Below are 16,423 nucleotides of genomic sequence, written 5' to 3'. Positions count from 1 at the left end.
CTATGCTACGATATTGTCAAGGCGAATCCAAGATCGTCTACAAGCAATATTATCGCCGTCAATGCAGTCATACTGATGCATGTCCTTCAGCATGACAATCATGTTAACGTCGACATTAAGGATCCGCCCTCCCGCCCGTCGAGAAGCCGGCGGCGCCCACCGCGATGACGCCGCCGCCCGCACCGGCAGCCCTGACGGCCCCGATGGCCCTGCGTGCTGCCGGCCCCGGCCCGCGAGAGGTGCGAGCCGGCGCTGTCGGGACTGCCGTGCCCACCAGTCCCGACAGCGCCTCCCCAACCGCATACCCAGGAGCACCAATGACGATCGTTCCCAGGCACTACGAGGACCTCGAGACCCTCCACGAGAACACCCTGCCGCCGCGGGCCTACTATCTGCCCGCCTCCACGGCCATCACTCCCGGCCCCCGCGCACGCGAGCGCTCCGACCGCGTTCATCTCCTCAACGGCCAGTGGGCCTTCACCTACCATCCGAGCATCCACCAGGTGACCGAGCCCTTCTGGGGGCGCGACGTCCCGCTGGACGGCATGGATCGGGTGCCCGTGCCCAGCACCTGGCAGCACCTGGGGTACGACCGGCACCAGTACACCAACGTCCGCTACCCCATCCCCTTCGATCCGCCCTTCGTGCCCCAGGACAATCCCTGCGGGATCTACCTGCGCGACGTCGAGTACGCGCCGGACCCGGACGCGCCGCAGACCTACCTGGTCCTGGAGGGGGTGGACTCCTGCTTCTACGTGTGGCTCAACGGCCAGTACGTCGGCTACAGCCAAGTCTCCCACGCCACCAGCGAGTTCGACGTCACCGAGGTCATCGAGCCGGGCACCAACCGCCTGGCCATCCTGGTGCTCAAGTGGTGCGACGGCACCTACCTGGAGGACCAGGACAAGTTCCGCACCTCCGGGATCTTCCGCGACGTCTACCTCCTGTCGCGCCCCCGCTCAGCGCTCTTCGACTACGTCACCACCACCGCCCTGACCCCCGACGCCGCCGCCGTCACCGTGCTCGGCTCCTTCCGCGGGGGGTTCACGCCCACCGCGCTGCATCTGCACGACGCCGGGGGCGCCCTTGTGGCCGAGAGCGCGCTCGCCCCGGCCGAGGACGACTCCGGACTCACCTACGGCGCCGTGCTGCGAGTGCCCGACCCCCACCCGTGGACCCCCGAGGACCCCTACCTCTACACGCTGACCATCTCAACGGAGCACGAGGTGATCACCGATCGGGTGGGGCTGCGCCAGGTCGATGTCGTCGATGCCGTCCTGCGCCTGAACGGGCGGCCTCTGACCCTGCGCGGCGTCAACCGCCACGACTCCGACCCCACCACCGGGCCTGTGGTCGACCTGGAGCACATGGAGCGCGACCTGGCCCTCATGAAGCGGCACAACATCAACGCGGTGCGCAGCTCCCACTACCCCAATGACCCCCGCTTCTACCAGCTGTGCGACGAGTACGGGTTCGTCGTCATGTCCGAGGCCGACAACGAGAGCCACGGAACCCAGTCCCGTTTCCTGGCTGACCCCTCCTGGGACAACCAGGTCGAGCACTGGAACGAGCCGATCGCGGACAACCCGGCCTGGACGGAGGCCACGCTCGATCGGGTGCGCAGCTGCGTGATCCGGGAGCGGAACCGGCCGTGCATCATCTCCTGGTCGGCGGGCAACGAATGCGCCTACGGCTGCACCTTCGAGGCGGCGCTGGCCTGGATGAAGCAGACCGACCCCACCCGGGTCACGCACTACGAGAGCGCCTACTACCGCGACTCCAAGCGCAGCTACGACTACTCCAACATCGACCTGTACTCCCGGATGTACCCGTCCCTGGAGGAGGTCCGCGACTACCTCGGCTCCGACCCGGACAAGCCCTTCATCCTGGTGGAGTACTGCCACGCCATGGGCAACGGCCCCGGGGACCTCGAGGACTACTGGGAGATCATTCTCGCCGACGAGCACGCGTGCGGGGGCTTCGTGTGGGAGTGGTGCGATCACACGGTTCTGGCGGGCCACGACGAGGCGGGCCGGGAGATCCATCTGTACGGGGGCGACCATGGCGAGGCCGTCCATGACGGCAACTTCTGCGTCGACGGGCTGGTCGCGCCCGACCGCACTCCGCATGCGGGGCTCCTGGAGCTCAAGAACGTCCAGCGCCCCGCTCGGGTGGTCGGCTACGACCAGGAGCGCGGGCTGGTGACCCTTCGCAACGACCTCGATTTCACTGACCTCGACCAGTACGTCCGGCTGTCCTACGAGGTCCGCTGCGACGGCGCCATCGTGGACTCCGGGCCGCTGGAGCTTCCCGGCCCCGTCCCGCCGCACAGCATCGTGACGCTGCGCTGCGCACCGGCCGTGCCGGACGCCGGACGCTGCCACCTGCTCATCACCTCCCGGCTGCGGCGACAGGTCCCGCTGCTCGAGCCCGGACATGAGCTCGGCTTCGACGAGATCCCCCTGGCCAACGCCGACCCCCGCCACCGGGCGGTGGCGAAGGCCCTGGGGCCGGTGGCGGAGGCCCTGGAGGCGGGTGCGGACGTCGCAGCGCGCCCCAATGGCGCCGTCGGGTACTCGGACACCGCCGGTGCAGTCGGTGCAGGCAGTGCCGCCGATGCCGCCGATGCAGGCAGTGCAGTCGGTGCAGGCAGTGCCGCCGATGCCGCCGATGCCGTTCGGGACGGCTGCGAGACGACTCTGACGGGAGGCGACCTGACCGTCGTGGTCGACACCCGCAGCGGCCTGCCGCGCTCCCTGCGGGTCGGCGACCGGGAGCTGCTGGAGCGCCCTATGGAGCTCAACATCTGGCGGGCCCCCACCGACAACGACCGTCACATCCGCCTGCAGTGGGAGCGGGCCGGGTACGACCGCGCCGGCGCGCAGGCCTGTTCGACGCGGATCATCCGCCGGCGAGGCGCAGTCGCCCTCCATGCCGAGATGTCCGTGGCCGCTGCCGCACTCCAGCCGGCGCTCAGGGTCCACGCAATCTGGACGGTCACCGAATCGGGAGAACTCGCCGTGAATCTGCGCGCACGCAGATCCGAGGGCTTCCCCTGCCTGCCGCGCTTCGGCCTGCGGCTCTTCCTGCCGAACAGCATGCATCAGGTCGCCTACTACGGCCTGGGACCGGGGGAGAGCTATGTCGACAAGCGCCGCTCCTGCCATCACGACGAGTTCAGGACGACGGTCGCCGAACTCCACGAGGGCTGCATCCGCCCCCAGGAGAGCGGCAGCCGCGCCGACTGCGACTACGTCGCCCTGACCGACGGCGCCCTGGAGCTGACCGCCGTCGGGCTGCGGCCCTTCTCCTTCAACGTCTCCGCCTACACCCAGGAGGAATTGACCGAAACCGCCCACGACGCCGAGCTGTCGCCGTGCGGAAGCACCGTCCTGTGCCTCGACGGCGCCATGGCGGGCATCGGCTCGGCCAGCTGCGGTCCTGAGCTCCGGCCCGACTACCGGGTCGATAAGGACGCGCTCGGCCTCGACCTGATCCTCCTGCCCCTCATCTCCTCCCCGATCTCCAACTCAGCACACAACGAGGTGAACTGATGAACGAGAAGAAGTACCTGAAGTGGTACAACAAAGTCGGTTACGGCTCTGGCGATATCGCCGGGAACGTGGTGTACGCGCTCCTGTCGGCCTTCGTCATGATCTACCTGACGGACACGGCCGGCCTCAACGCGGGGGTGATCGGCACCCTCATGATGGTCGCGCGCATTTTCGACGGGGCGTCCGATATTTTCTTCGGCGCCATCATCGACAGGACGCGCACCCGCATGGGCCGGGCCCGGCCGTGGATGCTGTGGGCGTTCTTCGGATGCGCCGCCCTGATCATCGCGGTCTTCGCGATCCCCACGACCCTGGGGGACAACGCCAAGTACGCGTGGTTCTTCATCACCTACACCCTGCTCAACGCGGGCTTCTTCACCGCGAACAACATCGCGTACTCCACGCTGACGGCGCTCATCACCAAGAACAGCGCCGAGCGCGTCCAAATGGGCTCGATCCGGTTCATCTTCGCCTTCAGCACGAGCCTGCTCATCCAGACCGTGACCGTCGAGGGCGTCGAGCTCTTCGGCGGCGGCGAGCAGGGATGGCGCGCCATCGCGATCATCTACGCGGTCATCGGGCTGGCGGCCAACACGCTGTCCGTCATGTCCGTGCGGGAGCTGCCCGATGACGAGCTCGAGGACCGCCCCGAGACCGAGGCGGATCGGGAGACCGGGAGCCGTGACGGGGGAAGCGATGAAGACCGCGATGAGGCGCGTGACAAGGCCGAAGGCGCTGACGATGCCGACAAGCTCAGCGCCCGGGAGTCCGCCCGGCTGCTCCTGGGGAACCGGTACTACCTCATCATCCTGGTCGTCTTCGTCCTGACCCAGGTGTTCACCGCGACCCTCAACATGGGCATCTACTTCATGACCTACATCCTGAAGGACGCCAACCTGCTGGGCCCCTTCGCCTGGGCGATCAACGTCCCGCTCATCGCGGGTCTGGTGCTCACCCCCGCGATCGTCTCCCGGTTCGGCCGGATGCAGAGCGTGACCACCACCGGCTACGCGATCGCCGTCGCCGGGCGCCTGGGGGTGGTGGTCGCCGGCTACCTGGGCAGCGTCCCGCTCATGCTCGCCTTCACGGCCCTGGCCTCCATCGGCATGAGCCCGTTGCAGGGCACGCTCAACGCCCTCATCGCCGAGGCCTCGGAGTACACCTATCTGCGCAGCGGCAAGCGCATCGACGGGATCATGTTCTCCTGCACGTCACTGGGAGTGAAGGTCGGCGGGGGCGTGGGGACGGCCATGGCGGGCTGGCTACTGGCCTCCAGCGGGTACGTCGCCAATGCCGATGTGCAGCCGGCCTCGACGATCTCCATGCTCTACTTCATGTACCTGTGGATTCCCGCGATCGCCAACGGGGTCATCCTCCTGCTGCTGTGGCGGCTCGATGTGGAGAAGGCCAACGAGCGCCTGCGCGCCGAACTCGCCGCCGAGGGCGGCAGCGAGGCAGACAGCCCAGCAGGCGGTGCAGCGGGCGGCGCAGCAGATGGCTCAGCGGGCGGCGCAGCAGACGGCGCAGCCGACCCGGACTGAGCAGCCCCCGGCGTCGAGATTGACATTTTCGAACGAGGTTGGCGGTGGCACCGTCGATCTCGTTCGAAAATGTCTATCTCGAGGGGCGCGGCGCCGCCGCCGTCCTCACAGATTCACAGGTTCACCTGCCGCGAGATGATGCCGGCCTTGGCGCGGCGAGCGGCGGCGTCCAGCGGGGCGTCGTCGGCCAGGGCGGCGTCCAAGCGCTCGGCCATCGCCCGCATGGACTCGGTCAGCTCCTCGGCCTCGGTGCCCGGAACCAGCTCCCACACGGGGATGGCCAGACCGCAGGCGCGGAAGGCGCCGACGAAGCGGGCCCCCTCCTCGAGGTCGGACTCGCGGACCGCGTGCACGCGCGCGAACGCGTTGAAGAAGGCATCCTCGTCCTCGCCGCGCACCCAGCGCACGAACTCCTTGCCGTTCATACGGCACCAGTAGGCATGCTCGACGCCGGGCACGGGCGCGGTCGGGGCGATCTCCTCCTTGGCCTCCTCCAGCGAGCGCAGCACCTCCGGATTCTCCGCGGTCTCGGAGTCGAGCCAGAAGTCGAAGGTCTCGCGCACATCGAGCTGCGGGGCGGTCTTGGAGTCGAGGATGTCCTGAAGCCGCTCACCGGGCTCGGGCAGGCCGCTGGCCGTCAGCGCGGTTCCGGCGTCCAGTTCGAGGGCCTCCAGCAGAGCGGCGGCGACATCGCGGCTGGCGTCGCCGGAGTGCATGCTGGTCTGCATCGCCACCAGGACCTCGCCATCGGCGCGCTTGAGGGCCTGGGCGAGTTCGGGCAGCAGGGTGACGAGCCGGATGTCGCCCCCGCCGTGCTCGGCGTTCAACCGCACGACCATGGTGGCGGCGGGGAGGATCTGCATCATGGCGACCAGGTCCTGCTCGCCCGCGAGTCCTTCGAAGGGGCGGGCCACGAACGGGATCTGCTTCTTCTTGGGTGTCTTGGTCGCGACGTCGGCGCGACGTTTCTGGCGATTCTTCTTCGACATGCCGGCCAGACTACCGGGCGGGGCGACGACAACGGCGCACCGGCGTCGACCTCGCCGAGCCGTACACGAACCGTTCACCATCGAGCGATACCGGGTCTCACGCCGACGGCGGCGAGCTCGGCGAGCATGCGGGCGCCGCTGTTGTACCAGGCGTCGGCCCACGTCCAGCGCGCCATGGGGAAGCCCAGGCGCCACAGCGCCCGCTCGCGCCTGCGCTCTGCGAGAACCGTCTCCTCGACGGCATGCCCGGAAACCTCCCGGTGATACTTCGCATCGCCGTCGAACTCCGCGACGGGGTGGGGCGCGGCCACGGCCTCGGGCCAGAAGTAGTCGGTGCGGGCCATGCCGGCCTCGGTCCAGATCTCCTTCTGGAGCACCGGGCGCGGAATCCGCGCCTGCCACATCCGCACGCGCGAGAGGGATTCCCCGGGCGATTCCGCCAAGGGATCGGCCAGACGCACGGCGATGCGGGCGACACGCAGGCCGCGGGCACGTGCGGGAAGCCCCTCGAGAGCGGCGGCGAGGTCATCGGGCGCGCACAGGCCGTGGTGCAGGGCGTGGTCCATGGCGGCCACGCCCTGGACCAGTCCTCCCCAACGGGCCAAGTCGATGCAGGTCGTAGCGACGTCGGTGGTGCGGCGCGTGCCCACCAGGACGACGGGCGCCCGGCGGATGCGCCGCTGAAGCAGGGAGGTGCGTCTGCGATCCCCTTTGCGACCGAGGCACTGCACGCGCCCGGGCACGCGCCCCACCACCGGCAGCCCCAGCACGAGCGCCGCCGATGCGCCGGCGAGGACGAGCTCCCGGCTGCCGTCGCCGTCTGCGCCTTGCCTGCGGGCGGCAGCATCGACCAGAGCCAGATGGCGCTCGTCCGCAGTGGCCTGACGCCACTCACCAGCGGAGACGTAGACACCGGGGGCGACCCGGCGCCAGGCGTCGTCGCGTTCCAGCCGCACGCCGCTCAGACCCGTGTACTCCGAAACCAGGCGGACGACCGGAGTGGGACCGCAGCGACCGCGGGCGGGGAGACCGGGACGCGAGGCGAAGGTGTTGTGGCTCAATCTATTCATGATGAGGTCCAGGGCGCCCCGAGCGTCCGCCCCCTCCACACTCGGTGCTCAACCGCCCGCAGCACACGCCCCTGTGGAGCCCTGTAAGAGCCCTATAGGAGCCCTGTACGCCTCATCACGCCCGCCCACACCCGCCTCGGCGAGGCAGACCATGAGGTAGACACGAGATCGACATCCTCGAACGAGATCGACGGTGGCGCCGTCGCCCTCGTTCGAGAATGTCGATCTCGACGCGGGGGCGCGCGCAAGCAGGGGGCGCGCACGCAAGAAGGGGGCGTACGCGGGCACCCGCAGCCGAGCGCGGCTCAGGCGCTCCAGGCGCACGTCACGCCCCGGCAACCCTCCACGTCGCCCGAGGATCACGGGGAGACCGACCATCGCGTTCGACCATTCCCTCTTCCCGCAGCGCTTTGAGCCGCTTGAGCGCGGTCTGCCGAGTCACGCCCATTGCCATCGCAATATCAGCGGTACCGAGCGGCCCGGTCGATCGGAGCAGGGATACGACGTCCAGCGCATCCTTCCCAACCCGTTCGGCAACCGACTCCGCGACTCGAGTGGCGGCGTCGAGTCTGACGATGACGCTCGTGGAGGTCTGGTGGTAGACGGGATCGCTCAGCCCCGACTGCCGCATCTCGCCCACCATGCGGCGGATTCCCTCGCCGGGCTCCTGGGCGTAGCCGAGGTCGGAGCACACGCGCGCAATGCGCGGATTCCGAGCGTATCGGGCGATCTTGAGGGAGTCGGAGGGATCGACCAGTCCCGGAAAGCGCCCGGGCGAGGAGACCTCTATCCGGTGCGGGAAGATCGAAACCCGGATGTGATCGCCGGCCATCGAGTAGGAGCGGTGGACGACGGCGTTGACGATCGCCTCCATCCACGCCTCCTTCGGGATGACGTCAACGGGGCCGAAGCGTCCGTCGGCCCTCAGAGCTCGACGACGCGGGGCCCACTCATCGACGAGCGCGAGGGCGGCGTCGATGACGTCCGGAATCGCCCCCTCCAGACGCCGGTCGCCGTCCGCAACCATCGTCTGTCTCGAACCGACGCCGGTCTCATCGGCCTGGTAGCGCAGCACCCGCACCAGGGCATGGGGGAAGGACAGCTGGGGGTGCTCACCGAGGAGCAGCAGGCCCGCTACTGTCAGTCTGTCATCAACAGTGACGAGGCTCCTGGCGCGCAGCACGTGCGCGTCATCTCCCACGGCATTGATATCTCGACGGAGCCGGTCCACCCGCTCGGCGCTGAGCTCCTCCACGCCGACCGGCGCCGGCTGCGCCTCGTAGCTGTCCGCCTCCCGGTCGTAGACGAGCTCCTGCCAGGCTGTACGACTCAAGGAGATCGTCGAGTCGCCCGCGCGGATGAATGCCTCGCCATCAGTGCGCTGATGCGCGTGCTGGCTGGGCGCCACGGAGAACAGGAGCACATGGTCGGCGGCCCCCTCGTCGTTGACGACGTCGATCTCCTCGATGCGCAGCAGCAGCGGGGGGTCGATGAGCTCGAGGGGCGCGCGACGCAGGCGGTTGACCTGTCGGGGATCGGCATCGACGCCCTCGACCCGACCCTGGCTCAGTCCGACGGCGACAAGCCCGCCCTCGGCGTTCGCCATACCGATGACCGCAGCGGCGAGCTTCTTGGCATTGATGCGGAACGCCTTGCGCTCGAACCACTGCGACTCCGATGCGGAGACGAGCCGTGCGCCTCTGGCCTCCGCGTCGAGGCCGAGCAGCGAGTCAAGATCGATCTTGTCCACGAGTTCTACTGTAAATAGGTTAACAGTAATTGTCAGTAGGTTGACAGTAGTTGCTAGCGGCGTGCGCGAGCTACTAGTGCGGCGCGCACGGATAGCCGAGCGCACTGTCGAGGCCACCCACGAGGTCGACTTTTTCGAACGAGATCGACGGTGCCACCGTCGATCTCGTTCGAAAAAGTCGACCTCGACAGGGGGAGCGCGCACGCAAGAGGGGGAACGCACGCAGCCGGGCGCGGCGGGGGCCGAACCGGTTCGCCCAGCCCGCTCAGCCCAACCAGCCCGCTCAGAAGTGCGAGCTGCTCCCGCCGCCGTCGCCGCCGGAGAAACCGCCCCCGCCACCACCATAGGTCCAGTCACTGGAGGGCGACCATGTCGACGCCTCCTTGTAGACCTCGACGAGGCCCGCGATCGACAACGAGAACAGTGGGACCGCATTCGGCGCCGGTGCGGACTGGTCGTCCGCACCGTCCCAGTCCGAATCGTCGATGCCGGGCGAGGACGGGTTGACGCGAATGGTCGAGGACGGATCGTACGAGCCCTCCACCTCATCGAGACTCCATGTGCCCGAATAGCCGAAGCGGCTGCGCTGCCACTCCCGTATTTTCTCGTTGAGCACCCGGCTGCGATCCGCAGCCCTGCGCGAGTGATCGCACGAGATCGCGTACGCGGCGAACTGCTCGGCCTTGGACCGGATCTCGCTCGAGAGCGAGTCGAGCCGGTCCAGGGCCTCGGCGGGCTGCAACTCGCCCGAGGACAGCTCGGCCGTCGTCTGATCCAGGACGCGCATCTGCTTGCGCACCCAGACTTGCGAGGTATAGATCTCCGTGTTCAAACGGCTTTCATCCACGGATAGACGCGAGCTCGTCGCTCTAATGCACAGCGCATCGAAGTTCGCCAGATCCTCGCGCAGCAGCCCCTGCTCATTGCTCCAGGCGGCCTCCCAGCCCGGGCTCCGCGCGAACAGCGCCGATGCGTTGGCAACGGCGCTGCCGGCCGAGTCGAGATCGGCCGCTCGCTTCTCCAGATCCCGCGCCTTCGAGCGCATCTCACGCGTCCACCATTGAGCGCCGCGCGGCGAACCGAAGTCGGCGAAATCCCGGGAAAGTTCGGCGCGGGTCCCATCGAGCCGCTCAAAGCGCCTGAGCACCTGGGCGCAATGGTGCTCATTCTGCGGCATCGTCCGGGCATTGAGCCGGACGCCCTCGTATTCCCGGGCGGCTCGATCGCGGTGGCGGCGGGCCCGTTCGAAAGCGCTCATGCCGCTCCGGGCGATCCAGGTCAGTACGGAGAGCCAGGCGATCCCCGCAAGGACGATGAGCCCGACCCACATGTACGGTTGGAAGGTCGTGACCGGGCGCCCGATCAGGCTCGCGGACTCCCTCGCAGCAGCCTCGAATCCGCCCGTCCAGTCGCCCGCCCGAAGAGCGTCCTTACCGGCCTCCTGAATGGTGCTCATGGCCTTCCCGTTGGAGGAGAGTCTGGAGAGTCTGCCGTAGAAGTAGCAGCCGACCCACCTCCCGGAGGGCGAGACCGCCAGGACGACAGTGCGCCGGTCGGGCTCGAACCACTCCGGATGCTTCTGCGTCGCATAGTCGTGCACCGCGGAATCGAAGTTGCTCTCGTAAGGGACGTCCAACGTGAGGGCCACCAGGTCGACATCCCTGCGGAAGGTGACCTGTTCAAGCGCGTCCCTGACGGCGTCGACCTGCAGGTGCAGGACTCCGGCCTCGTCATCAACCTCGACCCGCGGGGTGTACGGACCTCCGAACGGCCAGACGGCCAGGATCGGCAGCACGATGAGGGCAATCCCCAGCGCGATCTTGGCACTGAGAGCGCCGATGGCCCGCCAACCGCCGAACCGCTCTCCCAGCGTCTTCACGAGCATCTTCATGACGGCCGTTCCTCTCTTCGCTCTCTCCTTGCGCCCGCCCCGTCGAGATCGACATTCTCGAACGAGATCGACGGTGTCACCGTCGCCTTCGTCCGAAAATGTCGATCTCGTCCACCTCGGCCCGCCCAGAGAAGCAGCCGCTCAGAAATGCGAACTCGACCCGGCGCCGGAGAAGTCCCCGCCGCCGGAGAAACCGCCACCACCGGAGAAACCGCCCGAGTCGGAGAAGGAGGAGGACGAGGAGGACGACGGCGGCTGCCAATTCGCCGCCGAGCTGTACCCGGTGACGAGATCGGCGATCGGCGTCGAGAAGTGGGACGCCGATCCCGCACCGGTCCAATGCACTCCGGAGGCGTTGGCGCCCACGGAGGACGGGTTGATGCGAATGGTCGACGCCGGGTCGTAGGAGATGCGGTGCCCATCGAACAGCCACCAGCCCGCATAGGCATCGCTGTTGCGCACCCTTCTACTCTGCGAGGACTCGTATCGGTGCAGACGGCCATTTCGGTAGGAGGAGGTGTCTGCCTTCAGCGCCCGCCTCGCCAAAGATTCGGCCCGGGTACGCACATCCTGAGAGATGGTGTCCAGCTCGTCGAGCGCCGCCGAGGGCGACAGCGCCCCCGCCTCCATCTCATTGGTCATGGCCGCCATCCGGTCCAAGCTCGCCTTCAGCCAAATGCGCTCCTGGGTGATATCGAGCTCGCCCTTGGCCTGCACCGAGGAGCACAGCTTCCGGAAGGAGGCCAGGTCCTCGCGGACCGGCCCCTGCTCATTGCGCCAGGCCTCCCGCCAGCTCTGGGACATGGTCAGCAGGTCGGAGGCGTTGGAGATGGCGTCGTCGAGGGAGTCGAGTGCGGCGGCCCGAACCTCGAGCCTCTCGGCATCCGTCTTGCGGTCCCACTCGAACCACTCGGCCCTGCGGGGCTCCCCGAAGTCGTAGAAAGCCCGGGTCAACTCGGCGTAACGGTCCTCGAACCAGGCGAAACGGGCCAGGATCTGAGCGCCGTGGGCGTCGTCGGTGGGAATGAGACCGGCCTTGATCTGGGTGCCCTCGTAGTCGGTGGTGACCTGGGTGTAGTGGCGCCGGGCTCGGGTGAAGGCCTCCCGTGCATCGCTGCGCCTCACGAGCATCACAACCCCCAGCGCGAGGCCGCCGATTGCTCCGATCCCGGAGATGATGACCGCTGCGGTATCGGAGGGGATCGGACGCCCTATGACGTCGGCGGTGCGGGCGGCCATCCGCTCGACGCCGGGCGCCCACAGGCCTTGACGGAAGGAGTCCTTGCCCGCGTCCTGGATTTCTTGCTGAATGGCCAGGTCGACTTTGACGTCCTCGCCGAAATAGCAGCCGGTCCATCTGCCCTTCGGCGAGACCCCGAGGATGACCGTGCCGTCCGCCCAATAGTTGGGGTTGGAGGCGCTGATCCACTCCGGGTGGTCCTGGCGCGCGTAGGCCAGCACCGCGCTGTTGAAATTGTCGTTGTAGCCGGCATCCAGGGTGACGACGACGAGTTTCACGTCTTTGCGGAAACGCAGGTTCTCCAGGGAGGAGGCGGTTCCGTTGTCCTGGAGCACGTTGGCCTCGTCGTAGACCTCCACGGTGGGCGCATGCGTCTTCCCGAAGGGCCAGAAGGCCAGCAACGGCACCCCGCCCACGAGCAGGAGGATGACGATGATCTTGAGGGACAAGGACACGACGGCGCGGGAGCCGCCCCAGCGGATCAGTGTGTCGTTCACCGCCTCAACGGTAGTCGGCCACCGCTGCGCGCGGGGCGCCCCGCATGGGGAGAATTGCCCGGGTAACACGCGCCCCCGTGCGTGCCCTCTGCGTCGAGGTCGACTTTTTCGAATGAGATCGACGGTGGCACCGTCGCCTTCGTCCGAAAATGTCGATCTCGACGCGGGAAGGTGCAGTCCGCCCGCCGTCTCAGGGCCGGAGAGCGACCGCCTCGATCTCGACCCTCGCCCCCAGGGGGAGGCCGGCGACGGCGAAGGCGGCGCGGGCGGGCAGCACCGGTCCGGTGAAGAAGCGGGCGTAGACCTCGTTGACGGCCTTGAAGTCGGCGATATCGGCCAGCAGGACAGTGGTCTTGACGACGTCGGCGTAGCTCAGGCCGGCCGCCTCGAGGATCGCCCCGATGTTGGTCAGCACCCGCTCGGCCTGAGCCTGAATGCCGCCCTCGACGAGCGCACCGGTGGCGGGATCCAGAGGCACCTGACCAGAGATGTATACGGTGGACCCTGTGGACCCGGTGGACCCTGTGGACACGGCCTGGGAGTAGGGCCCGGCGGCGGCGGGTGCGGCGGCGGTGGACACGGCGGTGACCGAGGCTGCGGGGGCGGCGGAGGCTGCAGGAGTGGCGGAATCGGTGGAGGCTGCAGAGGCGGCAGAACCGGTGGGGTCGACGGATGCGGACAAAGGGGAGCTCCTAGGCGATGGCGGGTGCTGAACCGGGCGAGCGGCTGCTGTGAACTGTTAACGCATAACTGTTAACGCAGCCACCTTACCGCCGGGCGGCCCGGCTCTGGTGCGGGCTCAGTGGGCGGCCAGTCGCCCACACTCGCTGCGCACGACCGACGGATAGCCTGTGCTCACCCCGACACCGCCCCGCGCCCCGCCCGTCGGAAACCGGCGGAGCGGAATCTGGGTACCAACCACTGAGGAGAGCGAGGAGACGCAGCCGTGGGCACCCCTCATGAGGACCGGCGCGAACAGGCGCAGCGCACCGTCGGGAAGCTGGCGCAAGCCGGCGGGCAAGCGGCATCCATGGTCGCCTCCCGGGCAGCACGACGAGCCGATGAGACTGTGCGCGGCGCCCTGCCCGGCGGCATCCGGAGAGGAGCCCGGTTCACCGGGTCGCGGTTCCAACGGGAGTTGGGCACGGCCATGGCGACCCGTCCGCATGCGCGCAAGGCCTCCACTCTGCTGCTGGGCACCACCTGGAAGTACTCGCCCTTCGGCCACACCCGGGCGCAGCGCAAGAAAATCAGGACCGACGGCTTCGACACCTCCAGCCGGCCGGACCTGCCCCTCGACGTCGCCGAGCTCGCTCACATCCACGGCATCCGCCTGCCCAGCATCATGTCGGTCGCGTTCCTGCACCGCCGGGAGGACCGTGAGCACCTGGCCGGCGGCAGCGGGGACGAGAACGGCTCGCTGCATCAGGTCGTCGCCTCCGAGCGGGACCGGGCGCGCGGCGCCGTGGACTGGACCCGCCTATGCGTGGACACCGACCAGGGGAGATCGCTCCTCCAGGTCGTGGACGACAGTCACCTGGACGTCCTCGTCGCGGCCGTGAGCCAGGATCCCGCCGAGAACGCCGCCGACGTCGGCCTGATCCTGCCGCAGGGGCTCCCGCCCCGGGTGACGGCCGCCCTCACGGCGGACCCGCAGCGCCCCACCGTCCGCCTGCACCTGCTGGGCAAGGGCCGGGTCGCCGTCGACGCCGGCGAGAGCTACCGGCAGTTCCACGACGTCCCCCACATCCTGCAGGGCTCACTGGTCGTGACCCGGGGCAGGGTGACTCGCGCCGAGCTGTGGGTCGCCACCAGGCGCAACGTGCTGCCGTGGCTGGTCGACGGGATCAGCTGAACCGGCCGGGCCCAGGCAGGACGACGGAAGCAGACGGCACTCCGACGGCGGCCGACCACATCAGACGACCCCCGACGGCGCGGGTCGCAACGGCCGGCTGAAACGGGAAGAAGAGCCGGAGCAGAACGGTGCGAGAACGTCACGTCAAAATCACGCGTCCGACTTTCGGGATTCTCGAGACACGCTCCGTGATCAGTGACACACTGCCGTCATGCATCCACGCGCAGGACAGCCAGCACAGCCCGAAGACCTCGTCAACATCGACGAGGTCGTCTCCGCCTACTACGACCTCGTCCCCGACCCCGCGGTCCCGGCCCAGAAGGTGGTCTTCGGCACCTCGGGCCACCGCGGCTCCTCCTTGGACACCGCCTTCAACGAGGCCCACATCGTGGCGATCACCGCTGCGATCATCGAGTACCGGCGCTCCCAGGGCACCGACGGCACCCTCTACCTCGGCCGCGACACCCACGGGCTGTCCGAGCCCGCCTGGCGCACCGCCATCGAGGTTCTCACTGCAGCCGGGGTCACGACCGCCGTCGACGCCCGCGGCTCCTACACGCCCACCCCGGCGGTCTCGCACTCCATCCTGCGGGCCAACGGCGCCGGCACCGAGGCGGGCGTGCGCACCACCGGCCCGGGCCTGGCCGACGGCATCGTCATCACCCCCTCCCACAACCCGCCGCGCGATGGCGGCTTCAAGTACAACCCGCCGCACGGCGGCCCCGCGGACTCGGATGCCACCGGATGGATCGCGGACCGCGCCAACGAGCTGCTGGCCGGCGGCTGGCGCGATGTGCCGCGCACGCCGATCGCCACCGCCCTCGACGACCCTCACGTCATCAAGCACGACTATCTCGAGACCTACGTCGCTGACCTGGAGAACGTCATCGATCTGGACGCCATCCGGGAGGCGGGCGTGCGCATCGGGGCTGATCCGCTGGGCGGCGCCTCCGTCGATTACTGGGGCGCCATCGGCGAGCGCTACGGTCTCGAGCTCACGGTGGTCAACCCCGAGGTGGATCCGGCCTGGCACTTCATGACCCTGGACTGGGACGGCAAGATCCGCATGGACTGCTCCTCCCCCAACGCCATGGCCTCCCTGCGGGGGAAGATGACGCCCGACGCCGAGGGCAAGACCCCCTACGACGTCGCCACCGGGAATGACGCCGACTCCGACCGCCACGGCATCGTCACCCCCGACGGCGGGCTGATGAACCCCAACCACTTCCTGGCCGTGGCCATCGAGTACCTCTTCACCCACCGGCCCGAGTGGCCCGAGGGCTGCGCGGTGGGCAAGACCCTGGTCTCCTCCAGCCTCATCGACCGGGTGGTGGCGGCCATGGGGCGCACGCTCATTGAGGTGCCCGTCGGATTCAAGTACTTCGTGCCCGGACTCATCGACGGCTCCGTCGGCTTCGGCGGCGAGGAGAGCGCGGGAGCCTCCTTCCTGCGCAAGGACGGCACCGTGTGGACCACGGACAAGGACGGCATCATCCTGGCTCTCCTGGCCAGCGAGATCATCGCCGTCACCGGCAAGACGCCCTCGCAGCTGCACGAGGAGCAGGTGGCCCGCTTCGGCGCCTCCGCCTACGCCCGGATCGACGCGCCCGCCACCAAGGAGGAGAAGGCGAAGCTCGCGGCCCTGTCCCCCGAGGACGTCACCGCCACCGAGCTCGCCGGGGAGCCGATCATCGACCGGCTCGTGCGGGCCCCCGGCAACGACGCCCCCATCGGCGGGCTTAAGGTGACCACCAAGGACGCCTGGTTCGCCGCGCGCCCCTCGGGCACTGAGGACGTCTACAAGATCTACGCCGAGTCCTTCAAGGGGGCCGAGCATCTGGCGCTCGTCCAGGAGGAGGCCAAGAAGGTCGTCTCCGCCGCCCTGGGCGGCTGACTGCTCGCGGTCTCGCGCTCGGGCCTGCGCAACCGGAGCTCCGGCGTCGAGATCGACATTCTCGAACGAGATCGACGGTGTCACCGTCGATCTCGTTCGAGAATGTCAATTTGGAAGGTGTGGGCACATCTGGAGGGGGCGA

The 16,423-nt window shown here is 68.6% G+C and carries 10 protein-coding genes; 4 read left to right on the top strand and 6 right to left on the bottom strand.

Features of this window, described 5'->3' with window-relative positions:
- Positions 1-317 precede the first annotated feature (317 nt).
- Together W5W_RS0102980 and W5W_RS0102975 are read left to right on the top strand one after the other, a co-directional pair.
- Positions 318-3,554 (top strand): glycoside hydrolase family 2 TIM barrel-domain containing protein, encoded by a 3,237-nt coding sequence (locus tag W5W_RS0102980; RefSeq protein ID WP_017194288.1) that lies wholly within the window; start codon positions 318-320, stop codon positions 3,552-3,554.
- Entirely contained in the window at positions 3,554-5,095 is a 1,542-nt protein-coding gene (locus tag W5W_RS0102975; protein WP_017194287.1) for an MFS transporter, read from the top strand. The genes W5W_RS0102980 and W5W_RS0102975 overlap by 1 nt, the downstream gene beginning before the upstream one ends.
- Positions 5,096-5,208: 113 nt before the next feature.
- Here W5W_RS0102975 and W5W_RS0102970 read toward each other — a convergent pair whose 3' ends face one another.
- From W5W_RS0102970 to W5W_RS0102945, 6 genes are all read right to left on the bottom strand, one after another.
- On the bottom strand, positions 5,209-6,084 hold the full coding sequence (locus tag W5W_RS0102970; protein WP_017194286.1) for a DUF5926 family protein: 876 nt from the start codon (positions 6,082-6,084) through the stop codon (positions 5,209-5,211).
- Between the two features lie 74 nt (positions 6,085-6,158).
- On the bottom strand, positions 6,159-7,154 hold the full coding sequence (locus tag W5W_RS0102965; protein WP_238533232.1) for a hypothetical protein: 996 nt from the start codon (positions 7,152-7,154) through the stop codon (positions 6,159-6,161).
- Positions 7,155-7,479: 325 nt separating this feature from the next.
- A complete protein-coding gene (locus W5W_RS0102960) occupies positions 7,480-8,904 on the bottom strand; it encodes an ATP-binding protein (RefSeq protein WP_017194284.1) in 1,425 nt (474 codons plus the stop codon).
- A gap of 283 nt (positions 8,905-9,187) precedes the next feature.
- The gene (locus W5W_RS0102955) at positions 9,188-10,795 is read right to left on the bottom strand and encodes a DUF5129 domain-containing protein (protein WP_017194283.1); all 1,608 of its coding nucleotides are present in this window, start codon (positions 10,793-10,795) and stop codon (positions 9,188-9,190) included.
- 141 nt (positions 10,796-10,936) lie between these two features.
- Entirely contained in the window at positions 10,937-12,532 is a 1,596-nt protein-coding gene (locus W5W_RS0102950) for a DUF5129 domain-containing protein (protein WP_017194282.1), read from the bottom strand.
- A gap of 190 nt (positions 12,533-12,722) precedes the next feature.
- Positions 12,723-13,112: a Rid family detoxifying hydrolase gene (locus W5W_RS0102945; protein ID WP_029574038.1), complete on the bottom strand. Its 390-nt coding sequence runs from the start codon at positions 13,110-13,112 to the stop codon at positions 12,723-12,725.
- 450 nt (positions 13,113-13,562) lie between these two features.
- Between W5W_RS0102945 and W5W_RS0102940 the strand changes: the two genes are divergently transcribed.
- Both W5W_RS0102940 and pgm read left to right on the top strand, forming a co-directional pair.
- Positions 13,563-14,387, top strand: a complete 825-nt coding sequence (locus W5W_RS0102940; RefSeq protein ID WP_420794957.1) for a hypothetical protein — start codon at positions 13,563-13,565, stop codon at positions 14,385-14,387.
- Between the two features lie 211 nt (positions 14,388-14,598).
- The gene (gene pgm / locus W5W_RS0102935; protein WP_017194279.1) at positions 14,599-16,281 is read left to right on the top strand and encodes a phosphoglucomutase (alpha-D-glucose-1,6-bisphosphate-dependent); all 1,683 of its coding nucleotides are present in this window, start codon (positions 14,599-14,601) and stop codon (positions 16,279-16,281) included.
- Positions 16,282-16,423: the final 142 nt, after the last annotated feature.

The sequence above is a fragment of the Actinomyces massiliensis 4401292 genome (genome assembly GCF_000269805.1).
GTDB lineage: Bacteria > Actinomycetota > Actinomycetes > Actinomycetales > Actinomycetaceae > Actinomyces > Actinomyces massiliensis.
This window is presented reverse-complemented; position numbering and strand designations above follow the sequence as displayed.

What these genes read in the sequence shown, in the direction of transcription:
- W5W_RS0102980 (WP_017194288.1), top strand. Translation starts at nt 318, where the DNA reads ATGACGATCGTTCCCAGGCACTACGAGGACCTCGAGACCCTCCACGAG.
- W5W_RS0102975 (WP_017194287.1), top strand. Translation starts at nt 3,554, where the DNA reads ATGAACGAGAAGAAGTACCTGAAGTGGTACAACAAAGTCGGTTACGGC.
- W5W_RS0102955 (WP_017194283.1), bottom strand. Translation starts at nt 10,795, where the DNA reads ATGAAGATGCTCGTGAAGACGCTGGGAGAGCGGTTCGGCGGTTGGCGG.
- W5W_RS0102965 (WP_238533232.1), bottom strand. Translation starts at nt 7,154, where the DNA reads ATGAATAGATTGAGCCACAACACCTTCGCCTCGCGTCCCGGTCTCCCC.
- pgm (WP_017194279.1), top strand. Translation starts at nt 14,599, where the DNA reads ATGCATCCACGCGCAGGACAGCCAGCACAGCCCGAAGACCTCGTCAAC.
- W5W_RS0102970 (WP_017194286.1), bottom strand. Translation starts at nt 6,084, where the DNA reads ATGTCGAAGAAGAATCGCCAGAAACGTCGCGCCGACGTCGCGACCAAG.
- W5W_RS0102940 (WP_420794957.1), top strand. Translation starts at nt 13,563, where the DNA reads ATGGTCGCCTCCCGGGCAGCACGACGAGCCGATGAGACTGTGCGCGGC.